This window comes from Streptomyces sp. NPDC006368 (assembly GCF_040612535.1).
GTDB lineage: Bacteria > Actinomycetota > Actinomycetes > Streptomycetales > Streptomycetaceae > Streptomyces.
On the sequence record NZ_JBEXQK010000053.1, the window covers coordinates 1 to 16,059 of the forward strand.

Sequence of the window (16,059 nt, forward strand, 5' to 3'; positions counted from 1 at the left end):
AGACCAAGCAGTGCACGTTGATGACGGCATACGAGTTTGTGAAGGTAGTGAGTGGAGTTCTTAAGTGTGCTCTTCCGTTCTGCGCGGGCGCCGGAAGGGGGTTCCGGGGGCGGCGGGCGGCCCGACGGTGCGACGCGGCGGGGTGACACCCCTGGGCGCGGGGCCTTCGGCGTCGCCCCCGGCGGTGCGGGCGCGCCCGGTGCGGGGCCGACGGGTCCGGCCGGCGGGGCGGCGGGGGCCGGGCCGGAGGGCGAGAGTCCGGGGCTCACGCCCGGGGAGCGGTGGCGGCTGGTGCTCGGGCGGGGGCGGGAGTTGACGGGGGCGGCCGGGCGGGTCGCCACGGCGCTCGACGAGTTGTACGGGCGTGGACGCGGTGAGGGCGCGCGGGGTGAGGACGCCGGTGGCTCCGGGGGCGGGAGCGAGGCGCCGTTCCCGGACGTGCGGGCCTGGTCGGCGGAGCTGGCGGCGCTGTTCGGGCCCGGCGTACGCGAGGAGGTGCTCGCCGCTGCCGCCGACGCCGGCCGGCTCGACGCCGCGCTGGAGCTCGACCCCGCGTCGGCCCGCCCCTCGGTGGAGCTGCTGCGCACGGTGCTGTCGTACGCGGGCGGCCTGCCCGAGCACCGGCTCGCCCGGCTGCGGCCCCTGGTCGCCCGGCTCGTACGGGAGTTGGCGGAGGCCCTCGCCAACCGGCTGCGCCCCGCGCTGACGGGGCTCGCCCACCCACGCCCCACCCGGCGCCCCGGTGGCCCCCTGGACCTCCGGCGCACCCTGGCCGCCAACCTGGCGTCGGCCCGACGGGACCCGGTGAGCGGCGCGGTGACCGTCCTGCCCGAGCGGCCCGTCTTCCGTACCCGTGCGCGCCGGCGGGCGGACTGGCGGCTGGTGCTCGTGGTGGACGTGTCGGGATCGATGGAGGCGTCCACCATCTGGTCGGCGCTGACCGCGTCCGTACTGGCCGGGGTGCCCGCCCTCAGTACGCACTTCGTGGCCTTCTCCACCGAGGTGCTGGATCTGACCGGGCAGGTCGGCGACCCGCTGAGCCTGCTGCTGGAGGTCAGGGTCGGCGGCGGCACCAGCATCGCGCGCGGGCTGCGGTACGCCCGGGACCTGGTGACGGTGCCCTCGCGCACGCTGGTCGTACTGGTCAGCGACTTCGAGGAGGGCGGCCTGGTCGGGCCCCTGCTGTCGGAGGTGCGGGCGCTCGTCGACGCGGGCTGCCACGTCCTGGGGTGCGCCTCGCTCGACGACCGGGGCCGGCCACGGTACTCGGCGGGTGTGGCGGGGCAGTTGGTGGCGGCGGGCATGCCGGTCGCCGCGCTCAGCCCTCTGGAGTTGGCCCGCTGGGTCGGCGAACGCGTAGGAGGTACGCAGCGGTGACGGTTCTTCCCCCGGGGGCCCTTCCCCCGGTGACCGCGGAGGTCGCGGCGGCGGCGCTCGACCTGCTGCCCGCCCGGTTGCGCAAGCGCGTGGACGGCGCGGTGGCGAAGGCGGCCGGCTGGCCGGTCGAGCGGGTGGCGGACGGGGTCCTCGTGCGCGCCGGTGACGACACGGTGGTGACGCTCACGACGGCGCCGGACGGCAGGGTGGCGTCGGCGGACGCGGCGGTGTGCGGCTGCCTGCTCGCCCCGGCGTGCCTGCACCGCGCGGTGGTCCTGTCGATGGCCCCGGTCGCGGAGGAGGGGTTCGACTCCCCGGGCACCGAAGGTCCGGACGATGCCGGGGACGCCGAGGTCCCCGAGGCCCCCGAGGTCGCCAAGGCCCCCGGGACCGCCGAGGACGCCACGGACCGCACTGTCCGGACGGACGACTCGTCCGACCCCGACCCCGACTCCGACAACACGGACGACACGCGCGACACGGCTCAGGCGTCCCCGGCGGCCGAGCTCACCGACGCCCAGGCCGGGGCCCTGCGGGCGCTCGGGGACGCCGGTGTCGGGGTGCTCGTGGCGGGCGTGGCCGGGGCGGGCGCCGTGGTGCGGGCCGAGGTGTTGCACGCCGCGCACTCCGCGCGGCTCGCGGGGCTGCACCGGCCCGCCGCCGTCGCCGTACGCGTCGCGCGGCGGCTCGGCGAGGCGCGGTCCGAGGACCCGGCGTTCCGGTTGTCCGAGCTGTCCGCCGACCTGGCGGAGCTGCTCGACGCCGTACAGCGGCCGGACACGGCACAGGGCCCGGCGCGACGCGAGTACCGGCCCGCCCAGCCGTTGCGGTTGTACGGGCTGTTCACCGAACCGGTCGTCACGGCCTCCGGCTACGCGGGCGCCACCGTGTACGCCATGGCCCCGGACGGTTCGCTGCGGACCGTCTCCGATGTGGCGCCCGGTGGTCCGGAACGGGCGCTCCAGGCTGCCGTCACGGCCCTCGTGCCGGGCGGTTCGGCGCTGCCGCTGCGGGAGTTGGGCGACGGCGGCGGGGTCATCCTCACCTCGCCGACCGTCTCGGCGGACGGCCGGATCGGCGGGGGCGGCCGGGTCCGTTCGGTGCGGGCGGCGGGCGGCGGCTGGCACGAGCCACCGCTCGACGCGCTCTGGCGGCGCCCGCCGTCCGCCCAGCTGGACGCGGCACTGGACTGGTGGGCGCGGCCCGCCGGCGAGCGCACGGCCGGCGGCGACCTGCTGTTCCTCACCGGGACGGTCACGGCCACCGGGTTCGCGGTCGAGGGCGGGCCCGTCGTGTCGCTGTACGCGCCGGACGAGCGCCCCGAGTTGCCGTACGCCGAGAACCTGCGGCTGCTGGCCGCCCGGCCCGGGCTCCGGCTGCGGCTGATCGCCCGGGTCGCGCCGGACCGGCCGGGCGGGGTGCGGGCCCTCGCCGCGGCCTGGGAGGGTCACGAGGGGGAGCCGCTCCGCGCGGACCTGGGGCTGCGCCGGCTGAACCGTACGCACGTACCCGCTGCGCCATCCGCCGCGCCCCCGCGCACGTCCGTTTCCGCGCCAGCGCCCGTGCCCGCCCTGCCGCTGGAGCTGGACCTGCTCGGCCGCGCCGTGGACCGTACGGTGGCGGGGGGCCGCTCCCTCGCCGCCGCCGCGGCCGACGGCGAACTCCCGCGGCGGCTGCGGGCGGTCGGCCTGACGACCGGCGCCCGCTGCGCGCGGGAGCTCCAGGACGCGGCGGCGGCGCGGAGCCGGGACGCGCTGGGGCGCCTGCTGCCCGCCGACCCGGGCGCGTTCGCGCGGGCGTGGCTGGCCGCGGCGGTCTACGCGTCGGCGGCGACCCGGTCGCTGCTGTCGGCGGCCTGGTCACCACCGGAGCCGGAGCCCGACCCGGCGTCGGCCCGGGCGTCGGACGGTGCGCCGGACCGGGCGTCGGCCCCGGCGTCCAATCCCCCGCCCGAGCCCACCCCCGAGGTCCCGCCCGAGCCCACCCCCGAGGTCCCGTCCGAGCCCACGCCCAAGCCCCCGCCCGAGCCGGCCTCCGGCCCCTCGTCCCAGGCCGGCCGGGCGCGGAGGGGGCCGACGGACGTGAGGCCGTGACGCAGGGCGGCCGTCAGGTCGTCGCCGTACTCGTACCGGACGACCGGCGTCCCGGTCCGGCGGTCGGCGGTCGGCGGTCGGCGGTCGGCGATCGCGGCGAGGCAGCCGGGCCAGGCGTCGGCGCCGAACAGGTTGGGAGACGCCCGCCACGTCCGCGTTGTGGCTGTCCACACGGCGGGCGCCGGTGAGGATCCGCCCGTCCGGCGCGTGCGGGCGGCCACGAGAGCCCGGGCCTGGTCGGATGTGCCGGGGTTCATGCCGCGCGTCCTGGCGGACCGCACGATCCTGCCCCTGCCCTCTGTCAATGTTTCCGAAACGCGGAATATATTTTCCACTACATCGGGACTTGGGGGTACTCATGGCTACGGACAGGGCACTGCCCCGCCGCGCGGTCGCCGAACTGGTCGGCAGTGGGGCGCTGGTCGCCGTCATCATCGGCTCCGGCATCCAGGCGACCGGCCTCAGTGAGGACGTCGGAGTGCGGCTGCTGGCCAATTCGCTGGCGTCGGCGATCGGGCTCGGCCTGCTCATCGCGCTGTTCGGACCGGTGTCCGGGGCGCACCTCAACCCCGTCGTCACCCTCAGCGCCTGGTGGACCGGGCGCCGGGCGGGAGGCGGGCTGACCGGCGGCGAGGTGGCGGTGTACATCACCGCCCAGCTGACCGGCTCGGTCGCGGGGGCGCTGTTGGCGGAGGCGATGTTCGGCCGGGCGCCCGGCAACTGGTCCACCCAGGTCCGGTCGGACGGGCATCTGCTGCTCGGCGAGGCGGTCGCCACCGCCGGGCTGGTCCTGTTGATCCAGGGCCTGGACCGGATCGGTCGCCCCGCGCTCGCGCCGGTGGCGGTCGCCGCGTACATCGCCGCCGCGATCTGGTTCACGTCGTCGGGGTCGTTCGCCAACCCGGCGGCGACCGTGGGCCGTTCACTGACCGACTCCTTCACGGGCATCGCCCCTGCGTCCCTCCCCGGCTTCATCGCGGCGCAGCTCGTCGGCGCGCTGATCGGCGGGGGGCTCGCGACCCTGCTGTACGGGCGCGGATGCCCGCCGGCCGCCGCCGAACCGGCCACGGGAGCAGCGGGAGCCACCGGAGTGACAGGAGCCACCGGAGCCACGAGCTGAACCACCCACGGCCGTTCGGCGTCGGAGAGGACGGAGGGGAACACCAACGGGAGGTTCGTACATGCGACGCAGGCCGCTGCCACGGCTGCCACAATTGTCACGGCCATCACGGCCATCACGGCTGTCACGGCTGTCACGGCCGTCATGGCCGTCATGGGTGCGAGAGACTCCACGGCCGCCGAGGAGCCGACGGACCCGGCGGCGGCTGGTGCGGGGCGCCATGCTCGGGTGCGTGCTGGCGCTCGCACCCGCGACGTGGATACACGCCGTCGCCGACAGCCGGTTGCGCACGACCGCCGACGTCCCCGCGCGGGACGTCGCCGTCGTCTTCGGCGCGGGCCTCCACAAGGGCCGCCCTACCCCGTACCTGGCCCACCGCCTCGACACGGCCGCCGAGCTGTACCGGACGGGCAAGGTCAAGGTGGTGCTGGTCACCGGGGACAACAGCCGGGCCGAGTACGACGAGCCCGACGCCATGCGCGCGTACCTGACGGAGCGGGGCGTACCGGACGGGCGGATCGTCAGCGATTACGCCGGCTTCGACACATGGGACTCCTGCGTGCGCGCGAAGAAGATCTTCGGTGTCGACCGGGCGGTCCTGGTCACGCAGGGCTTCCACATCCGGCGGGCGGTGACGCTGTGCCGGGCGGCGGGCGTCGACTCGTACGGGGTCGGTGTCGCCGAGCCGCACGACTCGGTCTGGTACTACGGCGGCGTGCGGGAGCTCGTGGCGGCCGGGAAGGGGGCGGCGGACGCGGCGTTCAAGCCGCACCCGACGTTCCTGGGCCGGGAGGAGACGGGCGTCACGGATGCGCTGGCGTCCGCAGGCGATCACTGAGCCCCGGGGTGGGACGGCCGGCCCCGGGGGTGGGACCGCGCGGGTCCCGGGGGTGGGACGGCGGCACGCCCGGACCTGCGGCGCGGGCCGCTCGGCTCACCGTGGGGCGGGGAACGGGCGGAGAGGTACGTACCGGGTCCGTAATGCGGCGGGTGCGTGGGTGTAACACGGGCGCCGCATGCTCGGGGGCATGCTCCCAGTCACCACCCCCACGCACTGTCCGTACTGCTCCCTGCAGTGCGGGATGAACCTGCGGCCCGCCGAACAGGGCGCCGAGGTGGTCGAGGTGGTGGAGCGCGCGGACTTCCCCGTGAACCGGGGCGCCCTGTGCGGCAAGGGGCGTACCGCACCCGCAGTACTCTCCTCCCGGGCCAGGCTGGCCGGGCCGCTGATTCGACGCCCCGCCACAGGCAGGCTCGAACCGGCCACCTGGGAGGAGGCCCTGCGCACCGTCGCCGAGGGGCTGCGGCGCGGCAGGGAGCGGCACGGCGCGGACAGCGTCGGGGTCTTCGGCGGCGGCGGGCTCACCAACGAGAAGGCGTACGCGCTCGGGAAGTTCGCCCGGCTGGTCCTCGGCACGTCGCAGATCGACTACAACGGCCGCTTCTGCATGTCGTCGGCCGCCGCCGCGCACCAGCGGGCCTTCGGGCTCGACCGGGGCCTGCCCTTCCCCCTGGAGGACATCCCGCGCACCGGGTGCGTCATCCTCGTCGGGTCGAACCTGGCGGAGACGATGCCTCCCGCGCTGCGGTACCTCACCGAGCTGAAGGAGAACGGCGGCAGGCTCATCGTCGTCGACCCCCGCCGTACCCGCACCGCCGAGCAGGCGGACCTGCACCTCGCGCCCCGCCCCGGCACCGATCTCGCGCTCGCCCTCGGCCTGCTGCACCTGGTCGTGGCGGAGGGCCGGACGGACGAGGACTTCATCACGGACCGCACGACCGGCTGGGCCGACGCCCGCGCCGCCGCCATGTCCCACTGGCCGGCGCTCGTCGAGCGCATCACGGGAGTGCCCGTGCCGCAGTTGCGCGAGGCGGTGGAGATGTTCTGCGCGCCGGAGCACGCGATGGTGCTCACCGCGCGCGGGCCCGAGCAGCAGTCCAAGGGGACCGACACCGTCGGCGCCTGGATCAACCTGTGCCTGGCGACCGGCCGCGCCGGCCGGCCCCTGTCCGGGTACGGCTGCCTGACCGGGCAGGGCAACGGGCAGGGCGGGCGCGAGCACGGCCAGAAGGCCGACCAGCTCCCCGGTTACCGCAAGCTGGACGATCCGGCCGCCCGCGCCCACGTCGCCGGCGTGTGGGATGTCGACCCCGACACGCTGCCGGGGCCGGGGCGCAGCGCGTACGAGCTGCTCGACGCGCTGGGCACCGACATCAAGGCGCTGCTGCTCATGGGGTCCAACCCGGTGGTGTCGGCCCCGCGCGCCGGGCACATCCAGGAGCGGCTGGAGAGCCTGGACTTCCTGGCCGTGGCGGACGTCGTCCTGTCCGAGACGGCCGCGCTCGCCGATGTCGTCCTGCCGGTCACCCAGTGGGCCGAGGAGACGGGCACCATGACCAACCTCGAGGGGCGTGTACTCCTCCGCCGCCAGGCCGTACAGCCGCCGGAGGGCGTCCGCAGCGACCTGGAGGTCCTGAACGCCCTCGCCGAACTGCTCGGCTGGGAGAAGGGGTTCCCCACGGACCCCGAGGAGGTCTTCGACGAGCTGCGCCGCGCCTCGGCCGGCGGCCCCGCCGACTACGCGGGCATCAGCTACCGCCGCATCGTGGAGGAGGACGGGGTCTTCTGGCCCTGTCCGGAACCGGGGCATCCGGGCACGCCCCGGCTGTTCCTGGAGCGGTTCGCCACGCCGGACGGGCGGGCCCGGTTCGTTCCCGTCACGCACCGGGCGGCGGGCGAGGAGACGGACGACGAGTATCCGGTGGTGCTGACGACCGGGCGAGTGGTGTCCCAGTACCAGTCGGGCGCCCAGACCCGGCGGGTCGCCGAGCTGAACGCCGCCGCGCCCGGGCCCTTCGTGGAGCTGCATCCGCGCCTCGCGCAGCGGGTGGGCGTGGCCGAGGGCGAGCCGGTCGCGGTGGTGTCGCGGCGCGGGCGGGCCGTCGCGCCCGCGCGGATCACCAACGGCATCCGGCCGGACACCGTCTTCATGCCGTTCCACTGGGCGGGCGAGGGACGGGCGAACACCCTGACCAATCCCGCCCTCGATCCGACGTCCCGGATGCCGGAGTTCAAGGTGTGCGCGGTACGGCTCGAACGCGGCTGAGCCAGTCGCCGCCCGCGACCGGCGGGCCGAACCCGGACCGCACGGCCGGCGCGGCCACGTACACCCACGCCCGGACCCGTGCCCCGTCCCTCAGACGCCGGACCTCGCAGGCCTCCCGCTCGTAGAGGTTGAGCGGGTGGCCGGGTCCGGCGTACCCCTCCAGCCGGTCCAGTACGGAGAGGAGGGCGTCGTACGAGCCGGGCGCCGCCGTCACCAGCTCGCCCAGCACGTCACCCGCGCCGCGGGCCAGGTAGGGGTAGCCGGGGCCCTCGTACAACAGGGCGCCCGACAGCCGGGCGGGCTCCTCCGTCGCCGTACGGCCGCGCAGGTGGAGGGCGCGGTTGTCCTGACCGGGGCGCAGCGTCCCGTACACGAAGAACGGCAGCTCGCCCGTCCCCGTCACGCCGAGGTCTCCCCCGCCAGCCAGGACAGATAGGCCGCGCTGCCGCGCACCACGGGCATCGCGATGATCTCCGGGGTGTCGTAGTCGTGCGCGGCGGTGAGGTGCGCCTCCAGCGTGGCGTAACAGGCCTCGGTCGTCTTGAAGAAGACCTGCCACTCCTGTGTGGTCTCGATGGCGTTCTGCCAGTGGTAGACGGAGGTGACCGGGCCGGAGATCTGGGCGCAGGCGGCGAGCCGGGCCTCCACCGCGCCCCGGGCCAGCTCCTCGGCCTTCTCGGCGCTGTCGGTGGTGGTGAGCACGGTCAGGGCCGCCATCACGCTCTGCTCCGTGTTCACGCTCTCCTCGGCGGTCACGCTCTGCTCCGAGTTCGCGCTCTCCTCGGCGGTCACGCTCTGCTCCGTGTTCACGCTCTCCTCCGTAAGGATCTCCTCGGTGAAGTATCTCCGTCGGTGACAGGGACGTCCGGGGGAAGCCTACGCCGGGGCGCGGCGCCTCAGCCCGCGTAGGGGCGGACCGCCCTGGCGTCCCGCAGGGCGTGGGCCCACCAGGTGAGCTGGTCGAGCATCGTCTTGGCGGCGGCGTCGGGTGCGGTCGGGTCCTTGTGGGTGCCGTCCTCGTCGAAGTGGCCGTGGGCGTGGTGGAAGGAGACGGTGTCGCGGATGGTGACGGCGTGGAGTTCGGCGAAGACCTGGCGCAGGTGCTCGACGGCGCGCAGGCCGCCGGAGACTCCTCCGTAGGAGACGAAGCCGACGGGCTTGGCCTGCCACTCGGTGAAGTGCCAGTCGATGAGGCTCTTGAGGGAGGCGGGGTAGGAGTGGTTGTACTCGGGGGTGAGGACGACGAAGGCGTCGGCGTCGCGCAGGGTCGGGCTCACCTTGCCGAGCTCGGCGCGCACGGCGGGGTCGGGGTCGTGGGACAGGGCGGTGGGCAGGTCGGCGTCGGCGAGGTCGACGACGTCGACGGTGAAGGCGGCGTGCTGGGCGACGCGTGCGAGGAACCAGTCGGCGATCACGGGTCCGAAGCGGCCCTGGCGGTTGCTCCCGAGGATGACGGCGAGCCGGAGGGGCGAGGAGTTCGTTTCGGTGTCCATGGCGAGCAGCCTGGTCCCTCAAGCGGACTTGAGGTCAAGCGCCTTCCGGAGGCCTGCGTCCGGCCTCGGTCGGCGGCGCGCGTCACCCGTTCGGCACGGCGCGCGGCCCGGGCTTGCCACGCCCGCCCTGACCTGCGGCGATGTTCTCCGGCAAGGCGGCGCGACCGGGGGAACTGATGAGGCATCAGCAAGCGGGCGAGGGGGCGTGGCCTTACCCATGGGACCAAGGACAACCGCCCGTCGCGGACACCGCCTCCTCGCGGACGCCCTCGGCGGACCCGCCCCTCGCGCGCTCGGAGGACCCATGCGCACCATCCCCCGCCTGCTGACCGGTACCGCGCTGACGGCCGTCGCGCTCGGCGCCTTCGCAGCGCCGGCCGCGTACGCCGGAGACATCGCGGTGCTGGAGGTCTACCCGGCGACGGCCACCCCGGGTGAGACCGTCACGGTCAACACCACCGCCTGCGGCAAGAACGGCAGCGGCCTCGGGGACACCGGAACCCTGGGCGCGGGTGAGTTCAAGGTGGCGCCGGGCACCCACAAGGAGGTCGTCATCGGCCAGTTCAAGGTGCCGGCCCACGCCAAGCCCGGCGCCTACGACATCACCGTCACCTGCGTCAACGGCAAGACGGCCGCCGGTGCCCTGACCGTCACGCACGGCGGCGGCGGCAAGGTCCCTGGCGGCCACCAGAAGGGCGAGGGGCACGAGGAGGGCGTCGGCAGCCACGTCCCGGTCCCGAATCCCAGCGGCCACGTCCCGAACCCGAGCGGCCACGTCAAGACCGGTGTCGGGGGCAGCGTCGGCCCCGACACCGCCCAGATCGCGGCGGGCGCGGCGGTGCTTGCCGCGGCCGCCGTCGGCGGGGTATGGCTCCTGCGCCGCCGGGCGAGCGGCGCGCAGGGCCGCTGACCGGGGCACCGTCCCCGGGCAACACCCCCGCCACCTCGTCCCCCGCCCCCGCCGCGCGTGTCCCCGAGGCCGCAGCGCGGGCGGGGGACACCACGCCGCACCGCCCGAACAGGCCCACACCGCGGGAACGGGCCCGCACCGCCCGACGGGCCCGCACCACAGGCATACGGGAGCGACACCCATGACGAGAAGCAAGGGGTGGGGCATAGCGGTCGCCGCCTTCGTCGGCGTGTGGCTCGTCCAGAACGGCTCCACCGACGTCACCCCGCCCGTCCCCTCCGCCGCCGAGGCGTTCGCCGCCGGCCCCGACCAGCACACCGAGGCCGCCGCCGACCCGCTGCCGCCGTCCGCCCCGGTCCGCGTCCGGATTCCCGGGATCGAGGTCGACGCGCCCGTCATGCGCCTGGGTCTGGCCCGCGACGGCAGCCTGGAGGTCCCGCCCACCGGGAACCGCAACATCGCCGGCTGGTTCAAGGACGGCACCCCGCCCGGCGCCAAGGGCACCGCCATCATCGCGGGCCACGTCGACAACGCCGACGGCCCCGCCGTCTTCTACGCCCTCGGCGCGCTCAAGAAGGGCCACCGCATCGAGGTCTCCCGCCTGGACGGCCGCACCGCCGTCTTCACGATCGACGCCATCGAGGTGTACGAGAACGACGCCTTCCCCGACCACAAGGTGTACGGCGCCACCGACCGCGCCGAGCTCCGCGTGATCACCTGCGGCGGCGGGTTCGACGAGGAGACGGGCTACCAGGGCAATGTCGTCGCGTACGCGCACCTCATCGGCGTCCGCTGACCCGACCGGTCAGGCCCACTGGTCGAAGGCCAGCTTCGCGACCAGGGAGAAGACCACCACGAGCAGCACCCCGCGCACGAACTCCGCGCCCTTGCTCAGCGCCATCCGCGCGCCGAGCATCCCGCCCGCCAGGTTGAACACCGCCATGACCATCGCCAGCTGCCACAGCACGGTCCCCTGGTACGCGAACATCGTGAGCGCCCCGGCGTTGGTGCACACATTGACGATCTTGGCGGTGGCGGACGCGGTCACCAGGTCGAGGTGGAGCACGGCGGTGAGCGCCAGCACCAGGAACGTCCCGGTCCCCGGCCCGAACAGCCCGTCGTAGAACCCGATCCCGCCCCCCACGAGCACGACGGCCACGACGACCCGGGCCCTGGTCACCGGGCGCGTGTGCGCGCCCGCACCGCCCGCACGGCCCGTGCCGAAGGAGGGCCGCAGCACCACGAACGCCGCCACGCCCAGCAGCACCACCATGATCACCGGCCGCAGCACCTCGCTGCTGACGCCCGCCGCGAAGAACGCGCCGCCCATGGACCCGGCGAGCGCGGCCAGCCCGATCCGTACCGCAGTCCTCACCGGGACGCGCACCGGGGCTCTGCGTACGTAGGTCGCGGCGGCGCCGGACGTGCCGACGATGGCCACCGCCTTGTTCGTGCCGAGGATGTGAGCGGCCGGTCCGTGCGGCAGGCCGAGGAGCAGCGCGGGCAGGAGCAGCAGCCCGCCGCCGCCCACCACGGCGTCGATCCAGCCGGCCACGAGCGCGGCGGCGCAGAGGAAGAGCAGGGTGGTCAGCGCTATGTCGGGCATGCCCATGACCCTAGGGACGGGGTCGATGTGCCGTCCACGAATCCGGGGAGACTTGAGGTACGTCTGAGGTCCGCGCGTCCCCCTCCTGTGTACGGAGCTTCCCCGCCCCACCGCCCGATCCCCTCACTACCCGGACTCCTCACTACCCGGACTCCTCACCGCCCGGACTCCTCACCGCTCGGCCCCCTCACCGCCCGGCCCGTCCGGTGTTGAGGTCAGCTTTCCGTAGCGGAAACAAACGGGATGCTGCCGGGAAACACCGCCGACGCACTCTGCTGGACATGAGTTCACGGATCGTGGTGGTCGGCGGTGGTACGGCGGGGGCACGCCTCGCCGAACGGCTGCCCGTCACCCTGCTCGGCGAGGAGCCGCACGCCCCGTACAACCGGGTGCTGCTCGCGGACGTCCTGGCCGGGCGGTACGGGCCCGAGGTCATCGCCCTGCCGGCCGGGCGGGAACAGCCGGTGCGCCGCGGAGTGCGGGTGACCGGCGTCGACCGGGCGGCCCGGGTGGTGCACTGCGCGGGCGGTGAGTCGTTCGCGTACGACCGGCTGGTGCTGGCCACCGGTTCGAACCCGGTGCTGCCGCCCCTGCGCGGTCTGGGTGGGGTGGGCGGCGGCCGGCTGCCCGCCGGGGTGCACGCGTTCCGGACGCTCGACGACTGCCTGGCGCTGGACGCGCTGGTCGGCCCGGGTGTGCGGGCGGTGGTGATCGGCGGCGGCCTGCTGGGCGTGTCGGCGACCCGCGCGCTGGCGACCCGGGGCGCGGAGGTGGTGCTGGCCCAGCAGGGCGAGCACCTGATGGAGCGCCAGCTCGACGCGAACGCGTCCGCGCTGCTCCGCCGCCACCTGGAGGACCTCGGCGTGGAGGTCCACACCGAGTGCCGCGTCCGTGGCCTGCGCTGCGTCGACGATGTCGTCGAAGCGGTGGAACTCGCCGACGGTTTCGTCCTCGACGCGGACGTCGTCGTGCTGGCCTGCGGGGTCCGGCCGCGCGTCGGCCTGGCCCTGGAGGCGGGGCTGGACGTGCGGCGCGGGATCGTCGTCGACGACCAGCTGCGCACCTCCGACCCGTACATCCACGCCATCGGCGACTGTGCCGAGCACGACGGCCGGCTCTACGGGCTGGCCGGTGCCGCCCTGGAGCAGGCCGACGTCCTGGCCGAGGTGCTCACCCACGGCACCGGCACCTACCGCGGCACCCGCGCCCTGACGCGGCTCAGCATGGACGCCCTCGAACTGGCGGCGTTCGGCGAGGCGACGCCGCGGCCCGGTGACGACACCGTGCAGCTGGCCGACGCCACGAGCGGCGCGTACCGCAAGGTCGTCGTCCGCGGGGACCGGCTCGTCGGCGGCGTCCTGCTCGGCGACCTCGGCGCGGTCGGGGCGCTCGCCCGGGCCTGGGAGGGCGACGAGGCCCTCCCTGAAGCGCCCCTGCTCCACCTGCTCACCCATGACGGAGGCTCCTGACATGCCGAACACGCCGAACACGCCCACCATCGTCCTCGTCGGCCACGGCATGGTCGGCCAGCGCTTCCTGGAGTCCCTCGCCGACCGGGGCGTCACGGAGCGGGCGCGGATCGTCGTCTTCTGCGAGGAGCCCCGCCCGGCGTACGACCGGGTCCGGCTCACCTCGTACTTCGACGGCAGGACGCCCGACGACCTGTCCATGGTCGAGGGCGACTTCATGGCGCGGCACGGCATCGAGCTGCACCTGGACGACCCGGCCGAGGCGATCGACCGCGAGGCGCGGACGGTCACCTCGCGCGCCGGCCGGGTGATCGCGTACGACACGCTGGTGCTGGCAACCGGTTCGTACCCCTTCGTCCCGCCGGTGCCGGGCAAGGACGCCACCGGCTGCTTCGTCTACCGGACCATCGAGGACCTGCTCGCCATCGAGGAGTACGCGAAGACGGCGACGACCGGCGCGGTGGTCGGCGGCGGGCTGCTCGGCCTGGAGGCGGCGGGCGCGCTCAAGGGCCTGGGCCTGGAGACGCACATCGTGGAGTTCGCGCCGCGCCTGATGCCGGTGCAGGTGGACGAGGGCGGTGGCGCGGCGCTGCTGCGCACCATCGAGAACATGGGCCTCATCGTCCACACGGGCACGGGCACGCAGGAAGTGATCACCGAGAACGGCGCCGTGACGGGCATGGCCCTGTCGGACGGTTCGACGGTCGCCACCGACCTGGTGGTCTTCTCGGCGGGCGTACGGCCCCGGGACCAGCTGGCGCGCGACTGCGGCCTGGCGGTCGGTGAGCGCGGCGGCATCGCGGTGGACGAGCGGTGCCGTACCTCGGACCCGGCGGTGTACGCGATCGGCGAGTGCGCCCTGGCGGCGGACGGCCGGGTGTACGGGCTGGTGGCGCCCGGTTACGACATGGCGCTGACGGCCGCCGCGGCCATCGCGGACGAGGAGGCGGACGGCTTCACGGGCGCCGACACCTCCACCAAGCTGAAGCTGCTCGGCGTGGACGTGGCCTCCTTCGGTGACGCGCACGGGACGACGGAGAACTGCCTCGACGTCGTCTACTCGGACTCGCGCTCCGGCATCTACAAGAAGCTGGTCGTGGACCCGGACGGCGTGCTGCTGGGTGGCGTGCTGGTCGGTGACGCCGAGACGTACGGCATGCTGCGGCCGATGACCGGGACGAAGCCGCCGGTGTCGCCCGAGCAGCTGGTGCTGCCGGCCGGTGCCGGTGCCCCGGTCTCCCTCGGCCCCTCGTCGCTCCCCGACGACGCGATCATCTGCTCCTGCCACAACGTCACCAAGGGCGCCATCTGCGCCTGTTCCTCGCTGCCCGAGGTGAAGAAGTGCACCAAGGCGGGCACGGGCTGCGGCAGCTGCGTGAAGGTGATCGAGCAGCTGCTGCCGAAGGCGGCCGACAGCGGGATGTGCGACTGCTTCTCCTACAGCCGCAGCGAGCTGTACGAGATCGTCCGCACGATGCGCTTCACCTCGTACGGGCAGCTGCTCGACTCGCACGGCCGTGAGGAGGCGCGGGGCGGCGAGGGCTGCGAGGTCTGCAAGCCGGCCGTGGCGTCGATCCTGGCGAGCCTCACCAACGAGTACATCCTCGACGGCGAGCGGGCCGCCCTGCAGGACACCAACGACCACTTCCTCGCGAACATGCAGCGCAACGGCTCGTACTCGATCGTGCCGCGCATCCCGGGCGGTGAGATCACCCCGGACAAGCTGATCGTGATCGGCGAGGTGGCCCGCGACTTCGGCCTCTACACCAAGATCACGGGTGGTCAGCGGATCGACCTGTTCGGTGCGCGGGTCGACCAGCTGCCGGTGATCTGGGCGCGGTTGGTGGACGCCGGCTTCGAGTCGGGGCACGCGTACGGCAAGTCGCTGCGCACGGTGAAGTCGTGTGTGGGCCGGACCTGGTGCCGGTACGGCGTGCAGGACTCGGTGAAGATGGCGATCGACCTCGAACTGCGCTACCGGGGCCTGCGCGCCCCGCACAAGCTCAAGTCGGCCGTCTCCGGCTGCGCCCGGGAGTGCGCCGAGGCCCAGTCCAAGGACTTCGGCGTGATCGCCACGGCGAACGGCTGGAACCTGTACGTCGGCGGGAACGGCGGCGCGACACCGCGCCACGCGGACCTGCTCGCCCAGGACCTGTCGGACGCGGAGCTGATCCGGCTGATCGACCGGTTTCTGATGTTCTACATCCGCACGGCCGACCGGCTGGAGCGCACGGCCACCTGGCTGGAGCGGCTCGAAGGCGGCCTGGACCACCTGCGCGACGTGATCGTGCACGACAGGCTCGGACTGTGCGACGAGCTGGAGGCCCTGATGGCCGCGCACGTGGCCGGCTACCGGGACGAGTGGGCCGAGACCCTGGAGGACCCGGAGCGGCTGCGCCGGTTCGTCTCCTTCGTCAACGCCCCGGACGCACCCGACCCCTCGGTGAAGTTCGTGCCGGAGCGCGGCCAGATCAAGCCGGACCTGACCGTCCTGACCCTCGAAGGGACTTCCGCCCGATGATGCTCGAACTCTCCCACCGTGACCAGTGGCTGCCGATCTGCGACGACTCGGTGCTGACGCCGGGGCGCGGCATGGCGGCCCTGCTGCCGGACGGGCGCCAGGTGGCGCTGTTCCGGGACCGTACGGGCCGGCTGTACGCGATCGACAACCGCGATCCGTTCACGGGCGCCCAGGTGCTGGCGCGGGGCCTGCTCGGCTCGACCGGCGGTCGGCCCTTCGTGGCGTCGCCTCTCCTGAAGCAGCGCTTCGACCTGGAGACGGGCCGGTGCCTGGACGACGACGAGGTGTCGGTGGCGGTCTTCCCGGTCCGTAGGGCCGCCCTGGTCTCCGCCGCCTGACATCACTTGACCGAGCGTCCCGGCT

At 74.4% G+C, this 16,059-nt stretch carries 13 protein-coding genes and 1 pseudogene; 10 read left to right on the top strand and 4 right to left on the bottom strand.

The genetic code is table 11. The features are described 5' to 3' along the window. Positions 1–264: 264 nt before the first annotated feature. From ABZZ38_RS27230 to ABZZ38_RS27250, 5 genes and pseudogenes are all read left to right on the top strand, one after another. Positions 265–1,377: pseudogene (locus ABZZ38_RS27230) on the top strand (VWA domain-containing protein); the annotation flags it as partial. Further along, positions 1,374–3,470 (top strand): hypothetical protein, encoded by a 2,097-nt coding sequence (locus ABZZ38_RS27235; protein WP_356744630.1) that lies wholly within the window; start codon positions 1,374–1,376, stop codon positions 3,468–3,470. The pseudogene ABZZ38_RS27230 and the gene ABZZ38_RS27235, both read left to right, overlap by 4 nt. A gap of 358 nt (positions 3,471–3,828) precedes the next feature. After that, positions 3,829–4,590 carry an aquaporin gene (locus ABZZ38_RS27240; RefSeq protein ID WP_356744632.1) on the top strand — a complete coding sequence of 254 codons (762 nt, stop codon included), beginning with the start codon at positions 3,829–3,831 and terminating at the stop codon, positions 4,588–4,590. 220 nt (positions 4,591–4,810) lie between these two features. Beyond that, entirely contained in the window at positions 4,811–5,428 is a 618-nt protein-coding gene (locus ABZZ38_RS27245) for an ElyC/SanA/YdcF family protein (protein WP_356744634.1), read from the top strand. Between the two features lie 190 nt (positions 5,429–5,618). After that, positions 5,619–7,697, top strand: coding sequence for a molybdopterin oxidoreductase family protein (locus tag ABZZ38_RS27250; protein ID WP_356744636.1), 2,079 nt, complete (start codon positions 5,619–5,621; stop codon positions 7,695–7,697). On the opposite strand, the gene ABZZ38_RS27255 is transcribed toward ABZZ38_RS27250, so the two are convergent. The 3 genes from ABZZ38_RS27255 to ABZZ38_RS27265 form a co-directional block, all read right to left on the bottom strand. After that, entirely contained in the window at positions 7,663–8,100 is a 438-nt protein-coding gene (locus ABZZ38_RS27255) for a gamma-glutamylcyclotransferase family protein (RefSeq protein ID WP_356744638.1), read from the bottom strand. The genes ABZZ38_RS27250 and ABZZ38_RS27255 overlap by 35 nt on opposite strands. After that, positions 8,097–8,414 carry a divalent-cation tolerance protein CutA gene (cutA, locus tag ABZZ38_RS27260; protein WP_356744698.1) on the bottom strand — a complete coding sequence of 106 codons (318 nt, stop codon included), beginning with the start codon at positions 8,412–8,414 and terminating at the stop codon, positions 8,097–8,099. Before cutA ends, ABZZ38_RS27255 begins: the two co-directional genes overlap by 4 nt. Before the next feature lie 179 nt (positions 8,415–8,593). After that, positions 8,594–9,190 (bottom strand): NAD(P)H-dependent oxidoreductase, encoded by a 597-nt coding sequence (locus tag ABZZ38_RS27265; RefSeq protein WP_356744640.1) that lies wholly within the window; start codon positions 9,188–9,190, stop codon positions 8,594–8,596. Positions 9,191–9,494: 304 nt separating this feature from the next. Between ABZZ38_RS27265 and ABZZ38_RS27270 the strand changes: the two genes are divergently transcribed. Together ABZZ38_RS27270 and ABZZ38_RS27275 are read left to right on the top strand one after the other, a co-directional pair. After that, positions 9,495–10,100, top strand: coding sequence for a hypothetical protein (locus ABZZ38_RS27270; RefSeq protein WP_356744642.1), 606 nt, complete (start codon positions 9,495–9,497; stop codon positions 10,098–10,100). 181 nt (positions 10,101–10,281) lie between these two features. Then, complete coding sequence (locus ABZZ38_RS27275; RefSeq protein WP_356744644.1) at positions 10,282–10,896, top strand: class F sortase; 615 nt, start codon at positions 10,282–10,284, stop codon at positions 10,894–10,896. 9 nt (positions 10,897–10,905) lie between these two features. Here the strand turns inward: ABZZ38_RS27275 and ABZZ38_RS27280 are convergent, their stop codons facing one another. Beyond that, a complete protein-coding gene (locus tag ABZZ38_RS27280; RefSeq protein ID WP_356744646.1) occupies positions 10,906–11,706 on the bottom strand; it encodes a TSUP family transporter in 801 nt (266 codons plus the stop codon). Between the two features lie 281 nt (positions 11,707–11,987). Between ABZZ38_RS27280 and ABZZ38_RS27285 the strand changes: the two genes are divergently transcribed. The 3 genes from ABZZ38_RS27285 to nirD are packed head-to-tail and all read left to right on the top strand — an operon-like array spanning position 11,988 to position 16,034. Then, positions 11,988–13,175 (top strand): FAD-dependent oxidoreductase, encoded by a 1,188-nt coding sequence (locus ABZZ38_RS27285; RefSeq protein ID WP_356744648.1) that lies wholly within the window; start codon positions 11,988–11,990, stop codon positions 13,173–13,175. Between the two features lies 1 nt (position 13,176). Beyond that, positions 13,177–15,696, top strand: coding sequence for a nitrite reductase large subunit NirB (nirB, locus tag ABZZ38_RS27290; protein ID WP_356744650.1), 2,520 nt, complete (start codon positions 13,177–13,179; stop codon positions 15,694–15,696). Beyond that, positions 15,693–16,034 (top strand): nitrite reductase small subunit NirD, encoded by a 342-nt coding sequence (gene nirD / locus ABZZ38_RS27295; RefSeq protein WP_356744652.1) that lies wholly within the window; start codon positions 15,693–15,695, stop codon positions 16,032–16,034. Before nirB ends, nirD begins: the two co-directional genes overlap by 4 nt. The last annotated feature ends 25 nt before the right edge of the window (positions 16,035–16,059 follow it).